The 15,367-nt window shown below is 67.0% G+C and carries 13 protein-coding genes and 1 tRNA gene; 1 reads left to right on the top strand and 13 read right to left on the bottom strand.

What is annotated here, in order from left to right; all coding sequences use genetic code 11:
* Window positions 1-88 precede the first annotated feature (88 nt).
* The 7 genes from BUR99_RS12970 to BUR99_RS12940 all read right to left on the bottom strand — a co-directional run bounded on the left by BUR99_RS12970 (window position 89) and on the right by BUR99_RS12940 (window position 7,970).
* Window positions 89-1,063 carry a DMT family transporter gene (locus BUR99_RS12970; protein ID WP_074260762.1) on the bottom strand — a complete coding sequence of 325 codons (975 nt, stop codon included), beginning with the start codon at window positions 1,061-1,063 and terminating at the stop codon, window positions 89-91.
* Between the two features lie 96 nt (window positions 1,064-1,159).
* On the bottom strand, window positions 1,160-2,374 hold the full coding sequence (locus BUR99_RS12965; protein WP_074260761.1) for a Gfo/Idh/MocA family protein: 1,215 nt from the start codon (window positions 2,372-2,374) through the stop codon (window positions 1,160-1,162).
* Between the two features lie 7 nt (window positions 2,375-2,381).
* On the bottom strand, window positions 2,382-3,293 hold the full coding sequence (locus tag BUR99_RS12960; RefSeq protein WP_234980847.1) for a carbohydrate ABC transporter permease: 912 nt from the start codon (window positions 3,291-3,293) through the stop codon (window positions 2,382-2,384).
* Window positions 3,286-4,215 carry a carbohydrate ABC transporter permease gene (locus tag BUR99_RS12955; protein ID WP_074260760.1) on the bottom strand — a complete coding sequence of 310 codons (930 nt, stop codon included), beginning with the start codon at window positions 4,213-4,215 and terminating at the stop codon, window positions 3,286-3,288. The genes BUR99_RS12960 and BUR99_RS12955 overlap by 8 nt, the downstream gene beginning before the upstream one ends.
* Window positions 4,216-4,220: 5 nt before the next feature.
* On the bottom strand, window positions 4,221-5,432 hold the full coding sequence (locus BUR99_RS12950; protein WP_234980846.1) for an ABC transporter substrate-binding protein: 1,212 nt from the start codon (window positions 5,430-5,432) through the stop codon (window positions 4,221-4,223).
* 304 nt (window positions 5,433-5,736) lie between these two features.
* A complete protein-coding gene (locus tag BUR99_RS12945; protein WP_074260758.1) occupies window positions 5,737-6,756 on the bottom strand; it encodes a LacI family DNA-binding transcriptional regulator in 1,020 nt (339 codons plus the stop codon).
* 92 nt (window positions 6,757-6,848) lie between these two features.
* Window positions 6,849-7,970, bottom strand: coding sequence for an enolase C-terminal domain-like protein (locus BUR99_RS12940; RefSeq protein WP_074260757.1), 1,122 nt, complete (start codon window positions 7,968-7,970; stop codon window positions 6,849-6,851).
* A gap of 97 nt (window positions 7,971-8,067) precedes the next feature.
* On the opposite strand from BUR99_RS12940, the gene BUR99_RS12935 reads away from it, so the two are divergent.
* The gene (locus BUR99_RS12935; RefSeq protein ID WP_084183974.1) at window positions 8,068-8,835 is read left to right on the top strand and encodes a FadR/GntR family transcriptional regulator; all 768 of its coding nucleotides are present in this window, start codon (window positions 8,068-8,070) and stop codon (window positions 8,833-8,835) included.
* 1 nt (window position 8,836) lies between these two features.
* On the opposite strand, the gene BUR99_RS12930 is transcribed toward BUR99_RS12935, so the two are convergent.
* From BUR99_RS12930 to BUR99_RS12905, 6 genes are all read right to left on the bottom strand, one after another.
* A complete protein-coding gene (locus BUR99_RS12930; protein ID WP_200802728.1) occupies window positions 8,837-10,537 on the bottom strand; it encodes a beta-galactosidase in 1,701 nt (566 codons plus the stop codon).
* 23 nt (window positions 10,538-10,560) lie between these two features.
* On the bottom strand, window positions 10,561-11,397 hold the full coding sequence (locus BUR99_RS12925; protein WP_074260754.1) for a carbohydrate ABC transporter permease: 837 nt from the start codon (window positions 11,395-11,397) through the stop codon (window positions 10,561-10,563).
* Window positions 11,397-12,362 (bottom strand): carbohydrate ABC transporter permease, encoded by a 966-nt coding sequence (locus BUR99_RS12920; RefSeq protein WP_084183973.1) that lies wholly within the window; start codon window positions 12,360-12,362, stop codon window positions 11,397-11,399. The genes BUR99_RS12925 and BUR99_RS12920 overlap by 1 nt, the downstream gene beginning before the upstream one ends.
* An 87-nt stretch (window positions 12,363-12,449) precedes the next feature.
* Window positions 12,450-13,751: an ABC transporter substrate-binding protein gene (locus BUR99_RS12915; RefSeq protein ID WP_159440994.1), complete on the bottom strand. Its 1,302-nt coding sequence runs from the start codon at window positions 13,749-13,751 to the stop codon at window positions 12,450-12,452.
* 31 nt (window positions 13,752-13,782) lie between these two features.
* On the bottom strand, window positions 13,783-14,979 hold the full coding sequence (locus BUR99_RS12910; protein ID WP_074260752.1) for an ROK family transcriptional regulator: 1,197 nt from the start codon (window positions 14,977-14,979) through the stop codon (window positions 13,783-13,785).
* Between the two features lie 287 nt (window positions 14,980-15,266).
* Window positions 15,267-15,355: transfer RNA gene (locus tag BUR99_RS12905), tRNA-Ser, on the bottom strand.
* Window positions 15,356-15,367 lie beyond the last annotated feature (12 nt).

The raw sequence follows: 15,367 nt of genomic DNA, 5'->3' as shown, positions 1-15,367 counted from the left end.
GGTTCATCGGTGAACCGACGATCGGGGAATGCCTCCGTGTCGGGAGCGCAGAGGTACTGCATGGGTGGGTGACGAGGTGCGGGGTCGGTCAGCCTTCCCGTGCGGCGGCGTGTTCTGCGAACTTCAGGCGGATGACGAAGACCATGGCCACCGAGGTGAGCGCGATCCCGACGGTCTGGACGACTCCGGGAGCGTCCGCGATGCCGAGGACGGCGGAGGCGACCCCGACCAACGGCGGGACGGCCAGTCCCAACACGGCGGCGTATGCGGGGCCGGCACTCAGCAGGATCCGGTGCTGCACCAGGTAGGCGGGCACATAGATCACGATTCCGAGCAATGCCAGGATCACCACGCTCGACAGGTCCACGTTCCGGCCGTTCGACACCTCGATGCCGGCCCAGAGCACGAGCGGGATGCTCCCGAGCGCGAAGATCGGAAGGATGCGCGGAGTCAGGGCACCCACATGGTGAAGATTGACCTGCGCGAAGTAGAGGCCGTAGACCGCCATCGAGAGCATGGCGGCGATCGCCGCGAGCACTCCGAGGAGGGTGTCCGATCCGGCTGTTCCACTGAGTCGTGGAACGACGAAGAGCACCGTACCGGCGATGGCGGCCCCCGTGGCGACCAGGGTCGGCATGTTCACGCGTGCCCGCGCCAGCCTGGCCTCGAGCATCAGCACGACCGCGGGCGAGAGCGACAACACGAGGCTCGGCAGCGTCGGGCCGGCGAGATCGATCGCGACCGTCGACAACATCGTGTAGCCGGCGACCCCGGTTCCGGCGAGTACGACGAGCTGCCATGCGGTGTACCGACCAGGGCGACCGACCGCGCCCCGGTCGTCCGTCTGCGTCGAGCGCCGGTTCTGCGACGTGAGCAGCAGGAGCAACAGGCCGAAGGCCGCGAACACCGTGCGTCCTGCGGAGACCACCCCGGCCTCCGCCCCCACGAGTGCGATGCCGACGACCACCCAGGTGGAGGCCAGAAGAAGGACGAGCGCGATCGACTGCCCCGCGATGCCCGCGGCCGACGACCTCACGATGTCCCGCGGCGGCTGCCGCGGCATCCGCTGCGTCCAGTGGTCGACGTTGTGGAATCGGTCGGCGGACGCTGTCTCATCTTCGAACTCCTCATCGTGCTCGAACTGCGGGAACGGTCCGGCTCAGTGATCCATCGCTGCGACGGACATCGGCACGACGCCGTGCGAACCCGGCTGCCCGTCGTCGAAGTACTCGATCAGCTCCGGTGCGAGTGCCGGGACCGTACGGGCGCCCTGGTCGCCGCGAAGGGATGCTGCGGCGAGCACGCCGACGGCGACGGCCTGACGCGCGGCGACCGGTGAGGTCTCGGTGCCTCCCCCTTCTCGCGCGAATCGCAGGAACTCGTCGAGCAGCAACGGGTCGGCGCCGCCGTGGGATCCGGATGCCTCGGGGATCTCGATCACCTCGTCGGGCGCGGCGTAGCCGGAATGCCGTCGTGTCCACACGTTCACGACGCCGTCCGAGTCGTCGCCGACGTTCTCGAGTCGGCCTTCCGTGCCGATCACGGTGTAGTTGCGCCAGTAGTCGGGCGTGTAGTGGCACTGCTGGTAGCTCGCGAACACGCCGTTGTCGAGTCGCATCGTGATCATCGACAGGTCTTCAACATCCGCCCGCGGGTTGATGCCGGTCTGCGCCGTCGGCGGCCAGTTGTCGGTGCTGATCCAGTCGGTCATCATCTGCCCGGTGCGAGCCCCCTGCTGTTCGGGATCGCCGTAGACGGTGAGGCCGCCCATCCCCGAGACGCGCTGCGAGTAGCCGCCGGCGAGCCAGTGGATCACGTCGATGTCGTGCGCCCCCTTCTGCAGCAGCAGCGAGTTCACGTGCGACCGCTCGGCGTGCCAGTCCTTGAAGTAGTAGTCGCCGCCGTGTCCGACGAAATGGCGGCACCAGATCGCCTTGACCTCGCCGATGCGCCCCGACTGGATGATGTCGCGCATCAGCCGGACGACCGGCATGTGGCGCATGTTGTGGCCGAGGTAGAGCCGTGTGCCCGTGGCACGGGCGAGTTCGAGCATGCGATCGGCATCCTCGATGGAGATCGCGATGGGCTTCTCGCAGAACACGGCGACCCCTGCGGCGAGGCACCGGCAGACGATGTCGGCGTGCGTGTCGTCGGGCGAGAGCACGAACACGGCCTCGACCCGGGCCTCGAGCAGTTCGTCGAGCGAGTCGGTGACCCGGGCCTCGGGGAACTGCTCGCGAGCGCGAGCGCGAGCGGACTCGGAGGGGTCGCAGATGACCCGGATCTCGACATCCTCCCGTTTCGCGAGTTCCTCGGTGAGGAGTGCGCGCACTCCGAACCCGACGATGCCGACCGGCATCCGTGTGTTGCCCATTCGGTTGTTACCCTTTCGTTCCGGTGAAGGCGATGCCCTGGATGAACTGTCGCTGCAGGACGAGGAAGACGACGATCATCGGCAGGGAGCTCAGCAGCGCGCCGGCCATGAGGAGCGCGTCGTCCCGCAACCGCAGGTCCGTGAGCAGGCTGAGGCCGACGCTCAGCGGCATGGAGTTGACGTTCCCCGACACCACGAGCGGCCAGAGGAAGTCGTTCCACGACCACAGCGCGGTCAGCAGCGTGAGCGCGATGATCCCCGGTTTGGCGAGCGGCAGCATGACCCGCCAGAAGATCTGCCACTCGTTCGCGCCGTCGAGGCGCGCGGCCTCCTCGAGCTCCATCGGCAGCGTCTGGAAGAACTGTCGCAGCAGGAAGGTGCCGAAGACGCTGAACAGTCCGGGAAGCGCGATGCCTGGGATGGTGCCGAGCAGGCCCATCTCGCGGATGATCTCGTACTGCGGCAGGAGGAAGAGCTGACCGGGAACCATCAGCACCGCGAGGAAGGCGATGAACAGCACGTTCTTGCCCCGGAAGTGGAAGCGGGCGAATCCGTAGCCCGCCATGGTGCAGAGCAGGACCTGACCGAGGGTTCGGATCACGGTCAGTAGTACCGAATTGCCGAGCAGGTTCCAGAACGGCAAGGTGTCGAAGACCTTGGCGTACGCGCGGGTCGTGAACGGATCCGGGATGATCTGCGGGGGCACGGAGGAGGCCCCGGACAGCGTCTTCAGAGAAGTCAGGACCTCCCAGAGGAACGGGAACACCATCACGGCGGATCCGAGGATGAGCAGGACGTACACCCAGAACAGCGGCTTGCCCGGTGCACGGCCCGTTCGACGCGGCGTCGCGACCGGTGCCGGTTCGCGCACCGTGACCGGTGCTCGTTCACGCATCATGACCGACGTCGGCTCACTCATAGTGCACCCACCTTCGTTGCAGTCGGAATTGGATGGCGCTCAGCACCAGGATGATCGCGAGCAGCACGCAGGCGATCGCGGCGGCGGCACCGAGATCGTGCTGTAGGAAGCCCCGGGTGTAGAAGAGGGAGACCAAGGACTGCGACTGCGACTGGGCCGGGTTGTTGGGGTCGATCATCAGGAAGATCAGGTCGAAGACCTGCATCGATGCGATCACGCTCAGCACGCTCAGCAGGAAGGTCGTCGGGGAGAGCAGCGGGACGATCACGGAAACGAACCGCCGCACCGGACCTGCGCCGTCGAGTTCCGCGGCCTCGATCAAGGTGTCGGGGATGCCCTGCAGCCCGGCCGTGAAGATGATGATCTGCGTGCCGAGCCCCATCCAGATGCCGACGATCGCGATCACGACCATGTTGACGACCGGTGTGGAGAGCCAGGCGACTCCCGGCAGACCGATGGCCCGAAGGCTGAGATTCAGCACCCCGTAGTCGACGTTCAGCAGGAGTCGCCATACCAGTGCGACCGCGACCGGCATCGTGACGACGGGGAGGAAGAACAGGACTCTGAACAGGCTCCGCCCCTTCAGCCCCTTCGTGTTGATCAGCACCGCGATGATCATCGCCACCGGGATTCCGATGAGGCAGATCACTGCATACAGCAGCGTGTTCAGCAGGGCGCGGCCGAGATCGGGTTCGGAGAAGACCTCGACGAAGTTGTCGATGCCGACGAAGGTCTCGCCGCCGAACGGCCCGACGTCCTGGAACGACAGGTAGATGCCCCTGATGATCGGCCACAGGTAGAAGACCACCAGCCCGAGACCGGCGGGCCCGATGAACAGCACTGCCCACCAGGCCCGCCCGCGGCTCAGCTGCGCGGCCGAACGCCGCGGTGCGGCGTTGCGGCCGCGCAGTTGTCGCGTCATTCGTCTTATTCCTTGGCGAGAAGGTCGTTCATCTCGGCGGCGAGCTCCTTCAAGCCGGTCTCCGTGTCGAGCTGGCCCGACAGGATCTGCTTGATGTAGTCCTCCTCGACCGGAACCCACGCCGTGGTGTTCTTCGAGATGGGCAGGGGCGCCCCGGTCTCGACCGCGTCGAGGAAGACCTGCGCGTCGATCGTCGACAGTGCATCGACCCAGGCCTGCTGCGTGCCGTTGAACGCGGGGATCACGGTGGCCGTCTTCGCCTGAATCCCGGCGGCCTCCTCTCCGCTGAGGAACACGGCGAACTCCTTGGCCAGCTCGAGGTTCTCCGACTTCGCGGAAGCGGCGTTCGCAAGGCCGTGGACAACCGAGGTGTTCTCACCGGTCGGACCGATCGGCAGCGGTGCGACACCGATCACGTCGGCGATCGCCTCGGCCGAGCTGTAGGTGCCCGCGGCCCAGGAGCCGTCGAGGAACATGCCCATCTTCCCCGAGCTGAAGGTGTCGCCGGGCCACGTGTCGGTGAGCTGCTGGAGCGTCGGCGACGAACCGTTCGCGATGAGATCGGCCCAGAACTGCACGCCCTCTGCCGCTTCGGGAGTGTCGTACCCCGACGTCGTGCCGTCCTCGGAGATGACCTCGCCCCCGGCCTGGAGAATCGTGTTGTAGTACGTCATCTGGCCGTACGGCGCCGCGGCGGTGCCGTAGACGCCGTTGGCCGGATCACTGATCTTCTGGGCTGCGTTCTGGAAGTCCGCCCACGTCCATCCCGCAGCGGGGTACTCGAGGCCGGCCGCGTCGAAGAGCGCCTTGTTGTAGTAGACGCCGATGGTGTCGAAGTCCTTGGGCGCACCGTACAGGCTGCCGTCGTAGGTGTAGAGATCGACCAGGGATTCCGGGTAGTCACCGGCCTCGATTCCGGTGTCGTCGAGCGGGGCCAGTTGTCCGTTCGAGGCGTACAGCTGGAAGTTCGGCCCGTTGACCCAGAAGACATCCGGCCCGGTCCCTGCGGACATCTGCGTCTGGATCTTCGTCCAGTAGTCCTTCGACGGGATGACGGTGATCTCGACGTCGACGTTCGGGTTCTGGGCCTCGAACTCGTCGGCCACCTCACGCAGAGCCGGCTCCTGGTTCTGATCCCAGATCGTGTAGTTCAGGGTGGTCGACCCGTCCTGGCCGCCGCTCGATGAGCATCCGGCGAGTGCGAGAGCGGCGACCATCGCCGCCCCCAGCGCTACCGCGCCAGAGCGAAGAACGCGTGATTGCATTTCGGTTCCTTTCCACCGCGACGATGCGATGTTCGGTCGATGTTCACTGAATCGTTCGGTGCTTAAACGATTATGCAGGACTGTAGCGAACGTCAGACGTCTCGGTCAAGAGCACCGATTGCTTTCCGGACGATCGGATCTCGAACGGTCGTTCCGCGTGGCGGACATCGGATGTCGACGCGCCGCGACGGTCCTCGACCTCATCGAGGAGCTCGCGCCACGCGAACTGCGATTCCGCTCGCCTGCGCGAGGCGAATCAGTTCGCGCGGGTCGATCCGCGCGCGAAGAGGGTCGGCTCGAGTTCCAGGATGCGGTTCGTCGGCGTTTCGGCATCCAGAGCCCGAGCCAGCACGAACTCGATGATCCGCGCACGCATGTCGACGGCGCCGACCGAGCTGATGTCGGCCTGCGCGGCCTGACGAGAGTCGCCGATGCCGATGACCGCGACGTCTTCGGGCACACGCAGCCCCAGTTCCCGCGCCGTATGCGCCGCCGCGAATGCGGCGAAGTCGGCCTCCGCGAACACCGCATCCGGTCGGTCGTCGCGGTCCAGGAGCATCCGTGACGCGCGATACGGATCGAGCAGGTCCTTCGCATACTCGGCGATGTAGCCGTCGGGGACGGATCTCCCCGCCGACTGCAGCGTCTCGACGTACGTCTGCCGACGAACGCTCCCGTGAGGCGAGTCGCGATCGGGAGCGATCGCGAGACAGGCCACTCGTCGACGTCGCTCCAGCAGGTGCTCGACGGCCATCCGGGCAGCGCGACGCTCATCGAAGCGGATGACATCGAAGCCGTCCGGCTCGAGGTACGCCGAGTAGACGGACACCTTGCGAGCCAGAGGGCCGAGCGCATCACGCCACTGAGTGCTCTCCGAGGCGTCGGCGGCGGCGACGAATGCGGCATCGAACTCGCTCCGCGCGAGCGCCGCCGCGAAGTCGGAATCCAAGGCGATCAGCGTCGTCCACCCGAGCGCAGGTGTCGCTTCGGTGAAGGACTCCGCGATGCTCAGCGTCCAGGGATCACCGAGCATGTGCAGCACGAGCTGGATGACGCCGGTTCGACCGGTCCGCACCGACCGCGCCATCCGGTTCGGCAGGTAGCGCAGCTCGGCGGCAGATGCTCGCACCCGCTCCGCCGTCTCATCCGAGTAGCGCGCGCCTTCCTTCTGCGTGCCGGTGAGCACGTTCGAGGCGGTTGCGATCGAGACTCCGGCATGCACGGCGACCTCGCGCAGCGTGACCCGCGGACCAGCCTTCCCAGCTCGTGCACTCATGATTCCCCGAGCCTAGCTGTCACGAAGTCGCTGCCCGCGGTGGCCGCGCGGGCGAACGACGCCGACCCCGCACGGGTGATGCCGGCCCTGGGTCAGGCTGCGGCGAGCGCGAGCGCGACCGGGTCGGGGTTCACGTAGTCCGCGAGGGCGTGCGGGTAGTCGAGCCCTCTCGGCAGGGAGACTCCCGGGCCGACCGGCGCCAACAGGTAGCCCTCGGCATCGATCCCGTCCGTGCGCACGAACTCCGTGTGCGTGACGAGCGATTCGTAGTAGGTCGCGTTGCTGACGGCCATGCAGAGGTGACGCTCCGCCTCCCCCATGCCATGGGGCTCGGCACGCAACCGGAAGGCATCCGCCAGGTGTGCGGTGCGCATCGCGCCCGAGATGCCGCCGCGCAGTTCCGATGAGAGGCGCAGTCCGAACGTGGCCGCACCGGCGCTGACGAAATCGGCGGAGTTCATGTACGAGCCATCCGAGGTCTCAGCGGACAGCAGCGGCACGCGAACCGCGCGGCCGAGCGCCGCATACGCGGAGACCGAGAACTCGCGCATCGGCTCCTCGTACCAGAGGTAGTTCGCATCGGAGAGTGCATGCCCGAGGGAGATGGCATCGGGCAGATCGAACCCGGCAGAACCGTCGTACATGAGCGGAACGTCGGGGCCGACATGGTCGCGAAGCGCCTGGCACAGTGCCGCGTCTCGACGCGCGTCCCCCCACGCGTGCAGCTTGATCGCCGGGTAGCCCAGCTCGAGCGCGCGATCCGCAACGGCGAGGAACTCCTCCGTCGTGTCGAACGTCGTGGTCGAGGCATACGCGGGGATCCGGGTCCTCGCCCCGCCCAGGAACTGCCAGAGCGGCAACCCGGCCTCTCGCGCGGCAAGGTCCCACAGTGCCAGATCCACGGTGCCGAGGTACGGGAGGGCGAACTCCTCGAGTCGGTCCAGCTCCCAGATGCGATGGTACAGATGCTCGCGCTGCAACGGATCCTGCCCCAGGAGCTCGTCGCGCCAGACGCGATCGACCAGGTCGCGCAACATCGAGGCGCTGCCCGGGCGCGAAGCGTACGCCACGCCGGTCGCGCCGGTGTCGGTCCCGATGCGAAGGATGCCCCGCTCACCCGCGACGCCGCTGCCCGGCAGCCCCGCCCGCCACTTGAACGGCGGCGACGGTGCCGGCACCGGCACGGTCCACACTTCCACATGGGTGATCTTCATTGCATGCTTCCTTGGATGATGTTCGCCTGCTGCCGAGGTCCGGCACTTGTCAAACGTTACACGTCTGACGTTTACTGAACAAGCTACGATTCAGACGATGGAGGAGCGAGCAATGGAGTACGGGATGGAAGCGTCGCCTGCTGCACGCACACCACCGGAACGGTCCGACCTGACCCGTCGTCCCAAGCGCCTGAGCACGGTCGTCTCGGAGGAGCTCCTTCGCAGGATCGTCTCGGGCGAGTACCCGGTCGGCTCACTCCTCCCGCCGGAGCCGCAGCTGGTCAGAGAGTTCGAAGTCAGCCGACCCGTGGCCCGCGAGGCGATGAAGTTCCTCGAGTCTGCTCGACTCGTCGCGATCCGTCAGGGCGAAGGCACGGTCGTCCGCGAGTCGTCCAAGTGGAACCTCCTCGACCCGAGCGTGCTTCGGACCGCCCTGGCGTTGAACATCGGCTCACGCATCCGAAGCGACGCCGTGCAGCTCCGCCTCGATCTCGAGCTCTCCCTCCTCGCCGAATCCGCGCCGAAGCTCACCGACGATGACTTCACGGCGATGGAGCGGCACCTGCTCGTCATGGATGCCGAGACGTCGTTCGACCGCCTGCAAGAGGCCGATCTCGCGTTCCATCAGGTGTACCAGCACCGCTCGGGCAACCTGCTCACCGAGGGCATCGTGCATCTCCTGGTCGATGAGATGCCGCCGCCGAACCGAGTCGTCACCGCCCCGCGTGACTCCTACGACGCTGCGAACCGGCAGCATTGGGCGATCTTCCACGCACTCCACGCCGGGCGGACCGATGTCGCGCTGGCCGCGCTCAGCGAACACATCTCGCAGATGTGGACCTGGGGTTCCACGAACGAACCCTGACTCAGCCGAGGGCGGGCGTGCCGCCGACGGCGACGGTGAGGTCGGTGAGCGCATCGAGTTCGAGCACGGTCACGGTGTTCCGGCCGGTTCGCGTCGCCGGCCACGGCACGAAGAGGCGCTGCTGCGGGCCGCGGTTCCAGTACCGTCCGAGACACAGCTCGTTGAACCAGGCATAGCCCTTCGACCCGCCCGGGATCTCGAGGTAGCCATCCGCCTGTTCGGGCAGTTCGACGTCTGCGCGGTAGTACCGCGGGCCGTCCGACTCCCCGCCTGCCTGGGCTGAGACCGCCGTCCAGGCCAGCTCGCGCAGCTCCGGCAGCGCATGCGACGACACGGAGAAGCCGTTGAGCCACTGGTTGTCCTGGCGCAGCCCGCGAAGGCCCTTCGTCTCGCCGAGCCGGGGGCCGTAGTTCACCCGGCCCATGGACTCGACCGTGACCGACACGCGGGCCGATCCCCCGACTGGAGGCAGTGTCGAGGTGCCTCCGTCACGTTCGACGACAGCGACGAGCGCGCCGTCGACGCGGACCTGGGCCCGATCGCGCAGCTCGATGAGCTCGAGCGGGAGCGGCGCCCGCGGTCCCGGAATCGAGACCTCGTACCTGACGAGGCCGTGATCGACGCCGAGCTCTTCGAAGGTCGGTGCGACGGCGTACCGGCCGTGCTCCTCGAAGTCGACCTCTGCGACGTGGGTCAACGGAGCAACCGCCTCCTCCATGAGCGGGCGCAGCGGCGGGAGATCGACGACTCCGCTGCCGTCCGACGCGGTCATCAACACCTCGCGGAGCGCATGGAACTTCGGCGTCGGTGCGCCCCGCTCGTCGAGCGGGGCGTCGTAGTCGTAGCTCGTGACGGTCGGGCGATACTCGCTCACCCCGTCGTGGTCGACGTGGTTGGCACCGGCTCCCGTTCCGAAGTTGGTGCCGCCGTGCGCCATGTAGATGTTCACCGACCCGCTCGCATCGATGATCTCGGCGAGCGCGCCAGCGGCGTCTTGCGGCGACCTCGTCACCCGCGGCCGGCCCCAGTGGTCGAACCACCCGTTCCAGAACTCCATGCAGAACGGCGGGTCATCCGGGCGGTGGCGCGCGAGAGCGGCGAACGCGGCATCCGCCTCCGATCCGAAGTTCACCGTCGCGCGCAATCCGGGAACCGTCCCGCCCGAGAGGCAGACGTCCGTCCACCCGTCGCTCGTGAACAGCGGGACGGTGACACCCCGTTCCTCCAGGCCCCGGGCGAGCGCCGCCAGATAGGCGGCGTCCGTGCCGAAGGAACCGTACTCGTTCTCGACCTGGACCATGAGCAGGCTGGGGTGGTCGACGAAGGTCGGCACGACGGCATCGAGATACCGTCCGACGGCTGCCATGAATTCCGGATGACTCGTGCGCACGTGCTCGCCCACTCGCCCTGTCAACCAGGAGGGCAGGCCGCCGTTGTCCCATTCCGCGCAGATGTACGGGCCAGGCCGCACGATCGTGCGGAGCCCTTCCGCATGCGCGCAATCGAGGAACCGGGTGATCTCGTCGAGCCGCTGCCACTGCCCTTCACGAGGTTCGTGGACGTTCCACGCGAGGTACGTCTCGACGGTGTTCAAGCCCATCGCCCGCATCGATCGCATCAGGTCGGGCCACTGCTCGGGCAGCGAGCGGAAGTAGTGGATCGCGCCGGCGAGGACGCGAGGCGCGCGAGAAGAAGGGTCCATGGTGTCCATTCGTCGTGAGGTGATCAGATCTTGACCGCGCCGGCGGTGAGGCCGACGCGCCAGTACTTCTGCAGGCTGATGAAGGCGATGGCGAGCGGGATGATCGACAGCAGCGAGCCGGTGATCACGAAGTGATAGTTGAGCTCACTGGGTTGGCTGCCCCAGAAGTAGAGGCCGAGCATGGCCGGCCAGAGCTCCGCGTCGTTCAGCGTGACCATCGGGAGGAAGAAGTTGTTCCAGATGCCGACGAACGAGAAGAGGAAGACGGTCAGGAGGGCCGGACCCATGATCGGCAGCGCGATCGTGGAGAAGATCCGGATCTCACCGGCGCCGTCGATGCGGGCCGCGTCCAGCAAGTCGTCCGGAACGCTCTCCTGCGCGGTGATGCGCGCGAGGAACACGCCGAACGGGCTGACGAGACTCGGGATGATCACTGCCCACATGGTGTTGATCATGCCGAGGGAGGAGAACAGCAGGTAGAGCGGCATGACGAGCAGCGATGCGGGCAGGAGGATCGAGGCGAGGATCGCGCCGAAGAGAGCGCCCTTGCCGGGGAAGCTGTACTTCGCGAACACGTATCCGGCAGCGGCGCTGAGGAGCGTGGCACCGATCGCACCGCCGCCGGCGTAGATCAGCGAGTTCAGCATCCATCGCACGAAGAGCCCGTCCTGGCGGGTGAGGACGGCGACGATGTTGTCGAGCAGGACGAAGTCCTCGCCGAACCAGAGCGGAGGGCTGGAGAACAGCTCAGAGCTGGATTTGGTGGATGCGGTGAGGAGCCACCAAATGGGGATCAGGAAGTAGACGACGCCGAGGAAGAGGACACCGCGGATGAAGAGGCGACTGGTGAAGTTCGGCATCAGGCAGCCGCCCGCCGTGCGGTGATGACGTTCGCGAGGCGCAGGAATCCGAACGACAGGACGAAGGTCCCGATGGCCAGGAGCACCGCCATGGCAGCCGCGACGCCGTAGTTGTTGAGCCCGAATGCGACGTCCTGCACCGCCATGTTCGGCGTGTAGCCCGAGGTGATCGCGCTGGAGTACGACTTCAGCACGGTCGGCTCGGCGTAGAGCTGGACCGTCCCGACGATGGAGAAGAACGTGGTGAGCACGAGCGCCGGCGCCACGAGCGGGATCTTGATGCTCCACGCGATCCGCCACGCTCCGGCGCCGTCGATGGCGGCCGCCTCATAGAGCTCCTGCGGGATGCCGGTCAGGGCCGAGTAGATCACGAGCATGTTGTAGCCCGTCCACGTCCAGGTGACGATGTTCGCGATCGACCAGAGCACGACCTCACTCGAGAGGAAGTCGACGTCGATGCCGACGCTCGCAAGGGCGGCGACGAACGGACTCGTCCCGGGGAGGTAGAGGAAGGCCCACAGGATCGCCGCGATCACCCCCGGTACCGCGTACGGCAGGAATGCCGAGAGCCGAACGAACTTGGGGTAGTTGCCCTTGAGCGCATCCACTGCGAGCGCGAGGGCGAGGGCGACGATGAGCATGAGCGGCACCTGGACGATGCCGAACACGAGCACCCGACCGACCCCCTCGAGCAGATCGGTCTTCTGGATCGCGTTCACATAGTTCACGAACCCCGCGAACGCCCGCTCGCCGCCGATGCCCAGCCCCGATCGCTTCTCGGTGAAGAAACTCTCGACGACCGCGTACACGAGCGGCACCACGAACGAGAACACGAAGAGCACGAGGAACGGCAGCAGGAGGAGCCAGATGGCCCTGCGCTGGGAGCGACGGATGGTGGTGCGACCGACCGCGCGGAACCGCGGCGGTCTGCTGGCGATCGTTCGGACGGCAGTGGTGGTGGTCATGATCGGTCCTTGTTCGGTGGCGTTCGGATCCAGGCGGAGGGGTCCCCGGCGCAGGGGCACCGGGGAACCCTCCGGTCATGGAACCCGTCACTCGGTGACGCTGAGCCCCTTGGTGGTGAGTGCGTCGACCAGTGAGGCCTGCGCGATGTCGAGGCCCTCGGCCATCGTCCGGGTGCCGTCGAGCACCGGCTTCATGGCGTCGGCGTACGCACTGCCCGTCTCGGCGTTCGCCGGTCCGAACTGCCAGTTCGGGTTGATCGTCGGTGCCGCATCGGCGAACACCTCGTACACCTTCTGCCCGCCGTAGAACTCGAGCGGTTCGCTGAGCGATCCGAGGCCGGTTCCGTTGGTCGCGGCCGGGAAGGATGCCGCGTCCTCGATGAGGATCTCGAGCGCACCGTCATCCGTGCTCATCCAGTTCGCGAAGTCGACCGCGCCCTGGACGTCGTCGCAACCGGTGAGCACCGAGGTGGCGGATCCGCCGGCGGTTCCCGTGCTCACGGTGTCGTCGTCGACGTTGGGCATCGGTGCGACCCGCCACTTGCCCGAAGACCCGGCCGCGGCACCCTCCAGGACGGTCACCCACCAGACCGGGGCGACGTAGCTGGCGATGGTGCCGTCCTGAACGGCGGCGAACCACTCCGGGGTCTCGGGGTCGGTGACCTTCGTGAGGTCCTCGTCCATCATCTTCTGCCAGTAGGCGGCGACGTCCTTCGTCTCGGCGCCGTTCATCGACACCTTCCACTGGTCGTTCTCACTCGAGTACCAGGTGCCGCCGGCCTGCTGCACGAACCCGGCGATCTGGTAGGTGATCGCGGGCGCGAACGAGGAGAGGTAGACGTTCGGATCTGCGGCGTGGACCTTCGCGGAGTCGGCGGCGAACTGCTCCCAGGTCGTCGCCGGGGTGACACCGAACTTCTCGTACACGTCGGTGCGGTAGAACAGGGCGAGCGGGGCGATGTCGACCGGCACGCCGTAGATTCCCTCGCCGACTCCCATCGCCGCCCACGCGCTGTCGGGGAACCCGTCGCGGTACTGGTCGATCTCCTCGGAGATGTCGACGAGCGAGCCGTCGACGGTGAGGGTGGGCACGGACTCGTTGCCGACCTGCGCCAGGCACGGTGCGTTGCCGGCCTTCACCGCCGCCTGCATCTTCGTATATCCGCCGTCGCCGCCGGAGGCGGTCGTCTCGAACTTCACCTGCTGATCATGCGAGGAGTTCCACAGGTCGACGACCTTCTCGTACGCGGGGTTCCACCCCCAGAACTCCAGTTCGCTGTTCTCGGACTCCGGGGCGGTGGCGGCGCACCCGGCGAGCATCGTACCCAGCATCGCGGCTGAGACGGCAGCGGAAACGATCCCGCGCGTCTTTGGACGGGCCTTGCTCATGTTCTTCTCCTTCAGTCGGTTCGTCGTCGTCTTACGGGGTGTTCGCGGCGATCGGCGTCTTCGACGTCGCAATGACATCGGAGAATCGGATCTCCGGAAGTCCGACCTCATCGAGGCCGTACAGGTGCTTCGCGCTGCTGTCGAAGGCGCGGGTGAGCGCTCCGAGCACCGCGGCGTCGTCACCGAGGTGGGACGCGATGATGGCCGGCTCGTAGAGGAGCCATCCCTTGTCGATGAGGCGCTGACGCAGCATCGACACGATCGTGTCGCCGTGCTCCGCCGCATCGCAGCCCACGACGATGCAGTCGGGATCGACGATCTGGCCGATCATCCCGACCAGCTCGGCGAGGCCGTCGACGAAGCCGTCTCGCTTCGCAGCGGCCTCCGGCTCGTTCGCCTCCGCACGTTCCAGGACCGCGCGCAACGAGGGTTCGTCGGCCCAGCCCAGATCACCCTGCGGATCGACCGGCAGCGGCAGGCTCGCGCCGGCAAGGGCGCCAGCGGAGTCGTGGCTGCCGAGGCGCAGCTTTCCATCGAGAACGAGGGCCGCGGAGATGCCGCTGCCGATGCGGACGTAGAGCATGTCCGGAATGAGTCGCGCCGCGCCGATGCGGTGCTCCGCCAATGCCGCGAGGTTGACGTCGTTGTCGACGTGGACGTCGCAGCCAAGCATGCGGGAGAGATGCCCGGCGATGTCGACGCCCTCCCAGTCGGGGTATGCGCCAGAGGTGCGCAGGCGGCCGTCGGCGCCCACCCATCCGGTCAGCGCGACGTGCGCCGTCACCAGACGCGACACCGTTCCGCCTGCCTCGGCGAGTGCCGCGGTGGTCTCGCGCGTGACGAGCTTGAGCCGGGCGTGCGAGTCCTTCGGGAGCGGACCGCTGATACGCCGCTGGACCAGGACCTTTCCGCTGATGTCTGCGATGATCACGGCGACACCGGCACGGGCGATGTCGATGCCGGCCACGAAACCGGCACGCTCGACGAACTCGAAGACCCGCGCGGGGCGGCCGGTCGCAGCGTCTGATCCACCCTCGGTCTCTTTGACGAGGCCACGCTCCACGAGCCGGGCCAGGGCGACCTCGACCGTCGGTCGCGACAGCCCGACACTGCGGGTGAGCGTGGCGACGGAGGAGGGACCATGGTCGCGCAGCCACAGCGCGCACTGCGTCTCGTTCTCCTGCCGGATCGCGCCGACGCGCGCTCCGTAACGGTTGCTTCTGACCACGGCTTCGTTACCTATTCCTCAGACGAACGGGGACTTATGCAAATGGGTTGCATCGTGCGGGTCTCACGATAGAGCGGCTGGGATGTCAATGCAAGAGCATTTCCCACATCCGATGCAAGTTACTTGCATAACCATCGACTCGCATGCGGCATCGGCAGCAGCAGCGCGGGCGGCTTCGTCGGACTCGGTGAGCTCGTCGGGGAACACGAAAGGCCCCCGCGGAATGCGGGGGCCTTCTCGTGCAGGGTGGGAATTCGGACCGTTTCGGTCGGATCACACCAAGAGTGCGGAGACGAGGGGATTTGAACCCCTGGTCCCCTTACGGGGACTCCACCTTAGCAGGGTGGTGCACTCGGCCGGACTATGCGACGTCTCCTTGCGCGCACTT

This window comes from Agromyces cerinus subsp. cerinus, assembly GCF_900142065.1.
Lineage (GTDB): Bacteria > Actinomycetota > Actinomycetes > Actinomycetales > Microbacteriaceae > Agromyces > Agromyces cerinus.
This window is presented reverse-complemented; position numbering and strand designations above follow the sequence as displayed.

Coding starts and splice junctions, on each gene's coding strand:
- BUR99_RS12970 (WP_074260762.1), bottom strand. CDS start 1,063: ATGCCGCGGCAGCCGCCGCGGGACATCGTGAGGTCGTCGGCCGCGGGC.
- BUR99_RS12965 (WP_074260761.1), bottom strand. CDS start 2,374: ATGGGCAACACACGGATGCCGGTCGGCATCGTCGGGTTCGGAGTGCGC.
- BUR99_RS12960 (WP_234980847.1), bottom strand. CDS start 3,293: ATGAGTGAGCCGACGTCGGTCATGATGCGTGAACGAGCACCGGTCACG.
- BUR99_RS12955 (WP_074260760.1), bottom strand. CDS start 4,215: ATGACGCGACAACTGCGCGGCCGCAACGCCGCACCGCGGCGTTCGGCC.
- BUR99_RS12950 (WP_234980846.1), bottom strand. CDS start 5,432: ATGGTCGCCGCTCTCGCACTCGCCGGATGCTCATCGAGCGGCGGCCAG.
- BUR99_RS12945 (WP_074260758.1), bottom strand. CDS start 6,756: ATGAGTGCACGAGCTGGGAAGGCTGGTCCGCGGGTCACGCTGCGCGAG.
- BUR99_RS12940 (WP_074260757.1), bottom strand. CDS start 7,970: ATGAAGATCACCCATGTGGAAGTGTGGACCGTGCCGGTGCCGGCACCG.
- BUR99_RS12935 (WP_084183974.1), top strand. CDS start 8,068: ATGGAGGAGCGAGCAATGGAGTACGGGATGGAAGCGTCGCCTGCTGCA.
- BUR99_RS12930 (WP_200802728.1), bottom strand. CDS start 10,537: ATGGACCCTTCTTCTCGCGCGCCTCGCGTCCTCGCCGGCGCGATCCAC.
- BUR99_RS12925 (WP_074260754.1), bottom strand. CDS start 11,397: ATGCCGAACTTCACCAGTCGCCTCTTCATCCGCGGTGTCCTCTTCCTC.
- BUR99_RS12920 (WP_084183973.1), bottom strand. CDS start 12,362: ATGACCACCACCACTGCCGTCCGAACGATCGCCAGCAGACCGCCGCGG.
- BUR99_RS12915 (WP_159440994.1), bottom strand. CDS start 13,751: ATGAGCAAGGCCCGTCCAAAGACGCGCGGGATCGTTTCCGCTGCCGTC.